Annotated in this window: 10 protein-coding genes; 7 read left to right on the top strand and 3 right to left on the bottom strand. The window is 66.7% G+C overall.

Annotated elements, in window-relative coordinates; genetic code table 11:
* On the bottom strand, nt 1-1,317 hold a 1,317-nt coding region (locus tag ACFWF3_RS11385), incomplete at its 3' end, for an AMP-binding protein (protein ID WP_379313561.1).
* A 21-nt stretch (nt 1,318-1,338) separates the two neighbouring features.
* On the bottom strand, nt 1,339-2,376 hold the full coding sequence (locus ACFWF3_RS11380; protein ID WP_378658154.1) for an LLM class F420-dependent oxidoreductase: 1,038 nt from the start codon (nt 2,374-2,376) through the stop codon (nt 1,339-1,341).
* A 60-nt stretch (nt 2,377-2,436) separates the two neighbouring features.
* Here ACFWF3_RS11380 and ACFWF3_RS11375 point away from each other — a divergent pair, with 60 nt between their 5' ends.
* The 5 genes from ACFWF3_RS11375 to ACFWF3_RS11355 are packed head-to-tail and all read left to right on the top strand — an operon-like array spanning nt 2,437 to nt 6,916.
* Nucleotides 2,437-3,402, top strand: a complete 966-nt coding sequence (locus ACFWF3_RS11375) for a Zn-ribbon domain-containing OB-fold protein (protein ID WP_379313560.1) — start codon at nt 2,437-2,439, stop codon at nt 3,400-3,402.
* A 46-nt stretch (nt 3,403-3,448) separates the two neighbouring features.
* On the top strand, nt 3,449-4,444 hold the full coding sequence (locus ACFWF3_RS11370) for a thiolase domain-containing protein (protein ID WP_378632448.1): 996 nt from the start codon (nt 3,449-3,451) through the stop codon (nt 4,442-4,444).
* Complete coding sequence (locus ACFWF3_RS11365) at nt 4,441-5,610, top strand: thiolase domain-containing protein (RefSeq protein WP_379313559.1); 1,170 nt, start codon at nt 4,441-4,443, stop codon at nt 5,608-5,610. The genes ACFWF3_RS11370 and ACFWF3_RS11365 overlap by 4 nt, the downstream gene beginning before the upstream one ends.
* On the top strand, nt 5,607-6,497 hold the full coding sequence (locus ACFWF3_RS11360) for a TIGR03619 family F420-dependent LLM class oxidoreductase (RefSeq protein ID WP_379313557.1): 891 nt from the start codon (nt 5,607-5,609) through the stop codon (nt 6,495-6,497). The genes ACFWF3_RS11365 and ACFWF3_RS11360 overlap by 4 nt, the downstream gene beginning before the upstream one ends.
* A complete protein-coding gene (locus ACFWF3_RS11355) occupies nt 6,494-6,916 on the top strand; it encodes a nuclear transport factor 2 family protein (protein WP_379313556.1) in 423 nt (140 codons plus the stop codon). Before ACFWF3_RS11360 ends, ACFWF3_RS11355 begins: the two co-directional genes overlap by 4 nt.
* A 54-nt stretch (nt 6,917-6,970) precedes the next feature.
* On the opposite strand, the gene ACFWF3_RS11350 is transcribed toward ACFWF3_RS11355, so the two are convergent.
* Nucleotides 6,971-8,260 carry a cytochrome P450 gene (locus ACFWF3_RS11350; protein ID WP_378990654.1) on the bottom strand — a complete coding sequence of 430 codons (1,290 nt, stop codon included), beginning with the start codon at nt 8,258-8,260 and terminating at the stop codon, nt 6,971-6,973.
* A gap of 132 nt (nt 8,261-8,392) precedes the next feature.
* Here ACFWF3_RS11350 and ACFWF3_RS11345 point away from each other — a divergent pair, with 132 nt between their 5' ends.
* Both ACFWF3_RS11345 and ACFWF3_RS11340 read left to right on the top strand, forming a co-directional pair.
* Nucleotides 8,393-9,556 carry a steroid 3-ketoacyl-CoA thiolase gene (locus tag ACFWF3_RS11345; protein WP_378990655.1) on the top strand — a complete coding sequence of 388 codons (1,164 nt, stop codon included), beginning with the start codon at nt 8,393-8,395 and terminating at the stop codon, nt 9,554-9,556.
* A gap of 365 nt (nt 9,557-9,921) precedes the next feature.
* A partial coding sequence (locus ACFWF3_RS11340; RefSeq protein WP_379313553.1) for a helix-turn-helix domain-containing protein occupies nt 9,922-10,273 on the top strand: 352 nt, incomplete at its 3' end.

Genomic DNA, 10,273 nt, shown 5'->3' with positions numbered 1-10,273 from the left:
CACATCGGCGATCTTCGGGTGGCTCATCAGCACGCCCTCGATCTCGGCCGGGTAGATGTTCACCCCACCGGACAGGATCAGATCCGAACGCCGGTCGCAGAGGAACAGGTAACCGTCGGCGTCGAAGTAGCCGATGTCGCCGACGGTGAACATCTCACCGACGCGCGACTCCTCGGTCTTCTCCTTGGCCTTGTGGTACTCGAAGCTGGATGCGCCCATCTTCATGTAGATCAGGCCCTCTTTGCCCGCGGGCAGTTCGGTGCCGTCCTGCTCGTCGAGCACCTTCACCACCGACCACGGCCACGCCTTGCCCACCGAGCCCGGCTTTTCCAGCCACTCGGCGCCGGTGATCACCGTGCCGCCGCCTTCGGTCGCGGCGTAGTACTCGGTGACGACCGGTCCCCACCACTCGAGCATGCGTCGCTTGGTGTCCGGCGGGCACGGTGCCGCACCGTGGATCATGCTGCGCAGCGAGGACATGTCGTAGCGGGCCCGCACCTCGTCGGGCAGGGCCAGCAGCCGGTTGAACTGGGTGGGCACCATGTGACTGTGGGTGACCTTGTACTTCTCGATCAGCGCGAGCATGCCTTCGGCGTCCCAGCGATCCATCAGCACGAGCTTGTGCCCCATCTGGATCGAGATCGTCGAGTTGTTCAGCACGGCCGTGTGATAGAGCGGCGAACCGCAGATGTGCACGTGATCGTCGTAGGGACCGAGGCCGAACAGGCTGAAGTAGGCCTGGTTCGCCGCGGGAACGACATCGGGATCCGCACCGGTCAGCGGGCGGCGAACGCCCTTGGGCCGACCGGTGGTGCCCGAGGTGTAGAGCATCGGCGCGCCGATGGACCGCTCGTCCGGACGACCGGTGTCGGCGGCGCCGAGCCAGGACACCGGCCGGAAGCCGGGGATGGTGCCCGCCGAGAAACGGGCGTCGGCGGACAGTTCCGCGAGGTCGGCGGCCTCGGCTGCGGTGTCGGCGAACCGCTCACTGGCCAGGAACGCCGACGCCTCGCTGTCGCCGAGGATGTAGGCGATCTCCGGCGCGGTGAGGTGCCAGTTCACCGCGACGATATAGAAACCGGCTTGGTAGGCGGCGAAGTACGCGGCGATGGCCTCGACCCCGTTGTGCAGCATGCTGACCACCACGTCGCCGGTGCGCAATCCGATGCCGCGTAGCCCGTTGGCGTACCGGTTGGCGAGGGTGGCCAATTCTCGATAGCTGATCTCTCTACCGTCCGGGTCGACGAGGGCGATCCGTTCGGGATCGGCCTCGGCGATATTCCACAGTCCGAGGACTTCCGTTGTCTGCTGGCTCACCCCTCGAATTTAGAACGTGTTCTACATGGTGACAAGGGGTTGGAGCCGACGCATTTGTTCGGCATCCGAGACTGAGATCAGCATCATCGTCACGCCCGCGTCCTCCCATTCCTTCAAGCGGGAGCGGACATGGGCCTCGTCGCCGAAGATCGCGGTGTCGGTGATCAGCTCGTCGGGCACCGCCGCCGCGGCCTCGGCCTTGCGTCCCGCCTGGAACAGTGCGGAGATCTCGTCGACCTCGGCGGCGTAGCCCATCCGCTTGTACACCTGAGCGTGGAAGTTCAGCTCGGGCGCGCCCATGCCGCCGATGTAGAGCGCGCTCACCCAGCGCATCCGCTCGATCTCGCCGGCCGGATCGTCGGTGATCACCACCTGCGCACTCGCCGCGATCTCGAAGTCGTCGCGCGAACGGCGCGCGCCCGGCCGCGCGAAGCCCTCGTCGAGCCACTCGTTGTACATCCCGGCCAGTCGGGGTGCGTAGTAGATCGCGAGCCAGCCGTCGGCGATCTCAGCGGTCTGTGCGACGTTCTTCGGACCCTCCGCACCCAGCCAGATCGGCAGATCGGCGCGCAGCGGATGCACGATCGGCTTGAGCGGTTTGCCGAGCCCGGTCGCTGCGGGACCCGTGTAGGGCAGACCGTAGTGCTTGCCGTCCGAGGTCACCGGCGCCTCGCGGGCCAGCACCTTGCGCACGATGTCGACGTACTCGCGCGTGCGCCGCAGCGGCTGCGCGAAGGGCTGTCCGTACCAGCCCTCCACCACCTGCGGTCCGGAGACGCCGAGGCCGAGAACGGCCCGGCCGCCGCTGAGGTGATCCAGCGTGAGCGCGTGCATCGCGGCCGCCGCGGGAGTACGGGCCGACATTTGCGCGACCGAGGTGCCCAGCCGCACGCGCTCGGTGGACGACCCCCACCAGGCCAGCGGGGTGAAGGCGTCCGAGCCCCACGACTCGGCCGCGAACACCGCGTCGAAGCCGGTTTCCTCGGCCGCGACCACCAGCTCGCCTGCGTTGGCGGGCGGCTGCGCGCCCCAGTATCCGAGTTGCAATCCGAATTTCATGATCGGCGCCCTTTCGGCGAATCCTTGCGAGCAGAATAAGAACCTGTTCTACTCGATATCGTGACCCAGGGGAATACCGCAGTGGAAGTATTGAGTGCACCCCTGAGGGTGCGATTCGACTACACCAGGTCCGTCGGACCCATCATCGGCGCATTTCTGACCGGACTGCGCGAACGCCGGATACTCGGCGCGCGCGGCAGCGACGGGCGAATACTCGTGCCACCGCCCGAATACGATCCACACACCAGCGCGGCGCTGGCCGAACTGGTCGAGGTCGCGGCGACCGGCACCGTCACGTCCTGGACGTGGGTGTCCGAGCCGTTGCCCGGCCAGCCGTTCGACCGACCGTTCGCATGGGCGCTGATCCAGCTCGACGGCGCCGACACGGCGTTGCTGCATGCCCTGGACGTGACCGACCCAGGACAACTCAGCACCGGAATGCGGGTCAGTGCCCGCTGGGCCGACGAGCGTTCCGGCCGCATCCAGGACATCGCCTGCTTCGAACCCGGCGAGCGCACCAGCCCCGCCGACTACTCCGAACAAACACCGATCACCATCCTGACCACGCCCGTCGACCTCGACTACAAGCACACGGCCTCTCCGCAGGAGAGCGTCTATCTGCGCGGGCTGGCCGAAGGCAAGCTCATCGGCGGCCGCTCCGAAGCGGGCGGGCGGGTGTACTTCCCGCCGCGCGGCGCCAACCCGACCGACGGCAGACCCACCGACGATCTGGTCGAGCTGTCCGACAAGGGCACGGTGACCACCTTCTGCATCGTCAACGTGCCGTTCCTCGGCCAGCGGATCAAGCCGCCGTACGTGGCCGCCTATGTGCTCCTCGACGGCGCCGACATCCCGGTCCTGCACCTGATCCTCGGCTGCGAGGCCGACGAGGTGCGGATGGGCATGCAGGTCGAGGCGGTGTGGAAACCCCGCGAGGAGTGGGGCCACACGCTGGCCAACATCGACCACTTCCGGCCCACCGGGGAGCCCGACGCTCCCTACGAGTCCTACCAGCACCACCTCTAGAGAGGCGACGTTGACCACATCAGCATCCTCCGGCAGCGACGCGAGCCTGCCCGAGATCGCGGTGGTGGGCTTCGCCCACGCACCACACGTACCCGAAACCCACGGCACCACCAACGGCGTCGAGATGCTCGTGCCGTGCTTCCAGCAGCTCTACGCCGATCTCGGCATCACCAAGTCCGACATCGACTTCTGGTGCTCGGGGTCCTCCGACTTCCTCGCCGGACGCGCGTTCTCGTTCATCTCGGCGATCGATGCGATCGGCGCCGTCCCGCCGATCAACGAATCGCACGTGGAGATGGACGCCGCGTGGGCCCTCTACGAAGCGTGGGTGAAGCTGCGTTCCGGACAGGCGCAGACCGCACTCGTGTACGGCTTCGGCAAGTCGTCGGCAGGCACGCTGCGCCAGGTGCTGACCATGCAGCTCGACCCCTACCTGGTCGCGCCGATGTGGCCCGACGCGGTCTCGATCGCGGGTCTGCAGGCACGTGCCGGCCTGGACTCCGGCCGGTGGACCGAGCAGGACATGGCGGCGGTCGCGGGCGGTGACCTCGGCGCACCCTACGTAGCCGACCCGCTGCGCGCCCACGACATCGCGCCGATCACCGACGGCGCGGCCGCGATCGTGCTCGCGGTCGGCGACCGTGCGCGCGAGCTCTGCGAGCGGCCCGCGTGGATCACCGGAATCGCGCACAACATCGACGCCCAGGCGCTCGGCGGTCGCGACCTGACCCGCTCCCCCTCCACCACCAAGGCGGCCGCGGTGGCGACCGGCGGCAACACCACCTTCGACGTCGCCGAGCTGCACGCGCCGTTCAGTCACCAGCAGTTGATCCTCGCGGAAGCGATCGGGCTGTCCGCGGACACCCGGATCAATCCCTCCGGTGGCGCCCTCGCCGCCAATCCGATGTTCGCCGCGGGTCTCGAACGAATCGGCAGCGCCGCCCAAGCCATCATGTCCGGCACCGCGAACCGGACCCTCGCTCATGCGACCAGCGGCCCTGCGCTGCAACAGAATCTGGTCGCCGTCATGGAGGTCAAGTGAGCTTCCCCGCAGCGGTGCTCGGCACCGGCCAAACCCATCACGTGACAAAACGTACGGACGTGTCCATGTCGGGCATGTGCCGTGAGGCCATCGATCGCGCACTCGATGACGCGGGTCTGACCATCGCCGACATCGACGCTGTCGTCGTCGGCAAGGCCCCCGACTTCTTCGAGGGCGTCATGATGCCCGAGCTGTACATGGCCGAGGCGCTCGGTGCGGCGGGCAAGCCGTTGATCCGCGTGCACACCGCGGGCTCGGTCGGCGGCTCGACCGGCGTCGTCGCCGCCAACCTGGTGCAGGGTCGGGTGCACAAGCGCGTCCTCGCCATCGCCTGGGAGAAGCAGTCGGAGTCGAATGCCATGTGGGCGTTGTCGATTCCGGTGCCGTTCACCATGCCGGTCGGCGCGGGCGCGGGCGGCTACTTCGCCCCCCACGTGCGCTCCTACATCCGTCGCTCGAACGCACCACTGCACATCGGCGCCATGGTGGCGGTGAAGGATCGACGCAACGGCGCGAAGAACCCGCTCGCACACCTGCATCAGCCCGACATCACGCTCGAGTCGGTGCTGGCCTCCCAAATGCTCTGGGATCCCATCCGTTTCGATGAGACCTGCCCGTCGTCGGACGGCGCGTGCGCCGTGGTGATCGGCGATGCCGAGGCCGCCGCGGTGGTCGAAGCCGAGGGCAAGAAGGTGGCCTGGGTACACGGCACCGCGATGCGCACCGAGCCGACCACCTTCTCGGGTCGCGACCAGGTGAATCCGCAGGCGGGCCGGGACGCGGCCACGGCCCTGTGGAAATCGGCCGGGATCACCGATCCTCTGGAAGAGATCGACGTCGCCGAGATCTACGTGCCGTTCTCCTGGTTCGAGCCGATGTGGCTCGAGAATCTCGGCTTCGCGGCCGAGGGCGACGGCTGGAAGCTCACCGACAAGGGTGAGACGGAGATCGGCGGGCGCATTCCGGTGAACCCGTCGGGCGGCGTCCTCTCGTCCAACCCGATCGGCGCCTCCGGCCTGATCCGGTTCGCCGAAGCGGCCAAGCAGGTGATGGGCCGCGCGGGTGCGTACCAGGTGCCGAACGCGCGCAAGGCCCTCGGCCATGCGTACGGCGGTGGCTCCCAGTACTTTTCGATGTGGGTCGTGGGAAGCGAGCGTCCGGCATGAAATTCACCCTCGGTGTCGCACTGAGCCCCTTGGATCAGCTCACCGAGCTGGCCAAGACGGCCGAAGAATGCGGGTTCACCTCCATCGGCCTGCCCGATTCGCTGTTCTACATGAAGTCACAGGCCGCCGACTACCCGTACACCCCGGACGGCAGCCGCTTCTGGGGGCCGGAGACTCCGTGGGTGGATCCGCTGATCGCCGCCGCGTCCATGGCCGCGGTCACCACGAACCTGCGCTTCTACACCAATGTCCTCAAGCTCGGCTCGCGCAATCCGCTGCTGCTGGCCCGTCAAGTCGGCTCGATCGCCAACCTGTCGGGCAACCGGTTCGGGTTCGGTATCGGGATCGGCTGGGCACCTGAGGAATTCGAATGGTGCGGTGTCCCGTACGCGCGTCGCGGCGCCAGAGTCGACGAGATGATCGAGGTCATCCGGCTCGTCCTCGACGGCGGCATGGTCGAATTCCACGGCGAGTTCTTCGATTTCGACCAGCTGCAGATGAGCCCCGCGCCGAGCGAGCGGGTGCCGTTCTACATCGGCGGGCACACCGGCCCGGCGCTGCGCCGGGCCGCCCGCATCGGTGACGGCTGGACCTCGGCGATGATGAAGTTCGACGACCTGGTCACCACCATCGGCACGCTGCGCGATCTGCGTGCCGAATACGGCCGGTCCGAGGAGCCCTTCGAGATCCAGTCCGTCTGTATCGACAAGTTCGGCCGCGACGGCTATCAGGACCTGGCCGACGCGGGCGTCACCGACAACATCGTGGTGCCGTGGCTGGCCGACGGCATCGGGTTCGACGGCGAGCTGGCGGCCAAGCAGGACTCGCTGCGCAAGTTCGCCGAGAAGTACATCGCCGACCCCATCATCGCGAAGGTGCAGCCATGACCACCATCGAACGCACCGCCCGTGCCGCGGGCCTGGCATCTCAGGCCGCGGTCAGGGCGAAGGACCGGGCGGCCTGGGTCGCCCTGTTCGCCGAGGACGGCATCGTCGAAGATCCCGTCGGTCCTTCGGGTTTCGATCCGGAGGGCGTCGGCCACCGCGGCCACGAGGCCATCGGCGCCTTCTGGGACAAGGCCATCGCCCTGACCGAATCCATCGAATTCCGCTTCGAGGACTCCTTCGCCTGCGGGAACGAAATCGCCTTCACCGGCCTGATCCGCACCACCATGGCCGGCCACGTCATCGACGCCGAGGGCGTGTTCACCTACAAGGTCGATGCCGACGGGAAGATCGCCGCTTTGCGCGCGTTCTGGGAAGTGGACCGCGCGGTCGCGACCACGCGTCCCGTCGTTCAGCAGTAAACGCGAGAACAGCCCGGGACCTTTCGGTCTCGGGCTGTTCTCGTTGTCAGCGACTCAGTGCGCGACGGGGCAGCCGGCGGGCTTGTAATCGACCGGCAGCTCCTTGATCCCATTGAGCCAACCCGAACGCAGCCGCTTCGGATCACCGATTTGCGTGATATCGGGCAGATGATCAGCAATCGCGTTGAAGATCAGATCGACCTCGAGCCGAGCCAGGTTCGCGCCGACGCAGAAGTGGGCGCCGGTGCCGCCGAAGGCCAGGTGCTGGTTGTCGGCGCGGGTGATGTCGAACGTCTCCGGGTTCTCGAACACGTCCTCGTCGAAGTTTGCCGAGCGGTACAGCATCACGAGCCGCTGGCCCTTCTTGATCTGCACGCCGCCGAGTTCGGTGTCCTCGAGCGCGGTGCGCTGGAAGGAGGTCACCGGGGTGGCCCAGCGGATGATCTCGTCCGCCGCGGTGGCGGGGCGCTCCTTCTTGAACAACTCCCACTGGTCGGGGTTCTCCATGAAGGCGATCATGCCGTGGGTGATGGCATTGCGGGTCGTCTCGTTGCCGGCGACGGCCAGAACGATCACGAAGAAGCCGAATTCCTCCGGCGTGAGGTGCTCGCCGTCGACGTCGGCCTCGATCAGCGTGGTCACCAGATCGTCGGCCGGACAGGCCTTCCTGGCTTCGGCCATCTGGTAGGCGTAGCCGAGGATCTCCATCGACGCGGCGACCGGATCGGCGGTGCTGTCGGGATCGTCGTAGCTGGTCATGTCGTTGGACCAGTCGAAGACCTTCATCCGGTCCTCCTGCGGCACACCGATCAGTTCGGCGATCGCCTGCAGCGGCAGCTCACACGCCACCTGGGTGACGAAGTCACCGCTGCCGGACTCGAGGGCTCGCTTCACAATGCCCTCGGCACGGGCCGAGAGTTCGGCGCGCAGGCCGTTGATCGCGCGCGGGGTGAAGCCCTTGGCGATCAGCTTGCGCAGCTTGGTGTGCTCGGGGGCGTCCTTGTTCAACAGGACGAAGCGCTGCAGTTCGATCTGCTCGCGCTGGATGTCGTCGTTGAAGCGCGGGATCGCGGTGTTCTCGAAGGTGGAGAACACATCGCTGCGGCGCGACACCTCTTTGACGTCGGCGTGCTTACTCACCACCCAGAAGCCGTCGTCATGGAACCCGCCCACCTCGGGCGACTGCGGGTTCCACCAGATCGGGGCCGTACGACGCAGTTCGGCGAACTCCTCGGCCGGAATCCGCTCGGCGTAGATCGCCGGGTCGGTAACGTCGAACCCGTCCGGCAGGTTCGGCCGGGCACCCGTCACGGGGCCGGCGTGTGCGGTGCTCGGATCTACCACCAGATGTCTCCTTCGACAAACTGAAACACGTTCTATAATCATTCAAGCATAGCGGTCGCCGCGACGGAAGAACCTCGCGGTTTTACCCTGAGCTCAAGATCAGAACCTGTTGCAGTTATAAGGGAGAATCACATGGGCACACCCGTGATCGTCGAGGCCGTGCGGACCCCCATCGGCAAACGTCGAGGGCAACTTTCGGGACTGCACGCCGCCGAATTGCTCGGCCTGGCCCAGCGCGGACTACTCGACCGGGCGGGTCTCGACCCGGCCGAGGTCGAGCAGGTGATCGGCGGCTGCGTCACCCAGGCGGGCGAGCAATCCAACAACGTCACCCGCGTCGCCTGGCTGCACGCGGGCCTGCCGTGGCAGACCGGCGCGACCACGATCGACGCCCAGTGCGGCTCGGCCCAGCAGGCCAACCACCTCATCGCGGGCCTCATCGCCACCGGCGCGATCGACGTCGGCGTCGCGTGCGGCGTCGAGGCGATGAGCCGGGTGCCGCTCGGCGCCAATGTCGGCACCGAGGCGGGGCCGCGACGGCCCGCGTCGTGGTCGATCGATCTGCCCGACCAGTTCGGCGCCGCCGAGCGCATCGCCCGCAGGCGCGGGATCACCCGGTCCGATATCGACGAATTCGGTTTGCGCTCCCAGCAATTGGCGGCCAAGGCGTGGGCCGAGGGCCGCTACGACCGCGAGGTACTTCCGGTCTCGGCGCCGGTACTCGATGGCGAGGGCGTGGCCACCGGCGAAAAGGTGGAGGTCGCCCGCGATCAGGGCCTGCGGGCGACCACCCGCGAAGGGCTGGCGGCGCTGAAACCGGTCGTGGCCGACGGCATCCACACCGCGGGCACCTCGTCCCAGATCTCCGACGGCGCCGCCGCCGTGCTGCTGATGGACGAAACCGTCGCGCGCCGAAAGGGTTTGCGTCCGCGCGCCCGGATTCACACCCAGGTACTCGTCGGCGCCGAACCGGAGTTCCATCTGGACGGTCCGGTGCAGGCGTGCACCCGACTGCTCGAGCGCTCCGGAATGACGATTGGCGATATCGATCTATTCGAGATCAACGAAGCATTCGCGTCGGTCGCACTTTCGTGGGCTGCCGTACATCAACCTGACATGGAACGGGTAAATGTCAACGGCGGCGCGATCGCAATCGGGCATCCTGTGGGCTCTACCGGCTCCCGATTGATCACGACCGCGTTACACGAACTCGAACGCACAGGTCAGGGCACTGCCATGGTGCTGATGTGCGCAGGCGGCGCACTGGCGACGGGCACCATCATCGAGCGCCTGTAGACTGACCCTTACCGAAACCGGGCGCCCAGGTTGAACATTCATCCCAGGGCGCCCGGAACGTGTCGTACGCCACAAAGTCACGGGGGGCAGGGGGATCATGAGATGTCAGCTATCTTTGGGCTATCATGGGGGCATGGTGGAAGAACCCCGCGACGGGCACGAACCCGGGCACCCCAGCGCTCCACAAGAGTCGTTGGCGCGACCCGCAAACGCGACCGCCGCCGCCCCTGCACGCAGGTGAGCGTCGGAAATCGTAGAGAAATCCCCAATCAGGCGTAGGTTTTCAGTTACTGAGCCGCTAATATCAATGATACGTATCCGAGATAACGACTGTTAGTACAGTGAAGGGAATTGGGCGGCTCACAATGGCTGATTTCGCGGCGCGGCTGAACAAGCTGTTCGAAACCGTGCATCCCCCGGGGCGCAAGCCGCACACCAACGCAGAGGTTGCGGCTGCGCTGACTGCCTCCGGGCATCCGATCTCGAAGCCGTATCTCTCGCAGTTGCGGTCGGGACAACGAACGAATCCGTCCGACGAGACGGTGGCCGCCCTGGCGAAGTTCTTCAAGGTCAAGCCTGACTACTTCTTCAACGATATCTACGCGGCCAAGATCGATCACGACCTGGAGCTGCTCGCGCAGCTGCAGGGTTATGGACTTCGTCGACTGTCGAGTAGGGCATTCGACCTGTCCGAAGAATCACAGAATCTGCTCACCT

The sequence above is a fragment of the Nocardia sp. NPDC060220 genome, from assembly GCF_042727815.1.
GTDB lineage: Bacteria > Actinomycetota > Actinomycetes > Mycobacteriales > Mycobacteriaceae > Nocardia.
This window is presented reverse-complemented; position numbering and strand designations above follow the sequence as displayed.

Excerpts from the sequence above, each read along its gene's own strand:
- ACFWF3_RS11345 (WP_378990655.1), top strand. The coding sequence starts at position 8,393 with ATGGGCACACCCGTGATCGTCGAGGCCGTGCGGACCCCCATCGGCAAA.
- ACFWF3_RS11360 (WP_379313557.1), top strand. The coding sequence starts at position 5,607 with ATGAAATTCACCCTCGGTGTCGCACTGAGCCCCTTGGATCAGCTCACC.
- ACFWF3_RS11355 (WP_379313556.1), top strand. The coding sequence starts at position 6,494 with ATGACCACCATCGAACGCACCGCCCGTGCCGCGGGCCTGGCATCTCAG.
- ACFWF3_RS11380 (WP_378658154.1), bottom strand. The coding sequence starts at position 2,376 with ATGAAATTCGGATTGCAACTCGGATACTGGGGCGCGCAGCCGCCCGCC.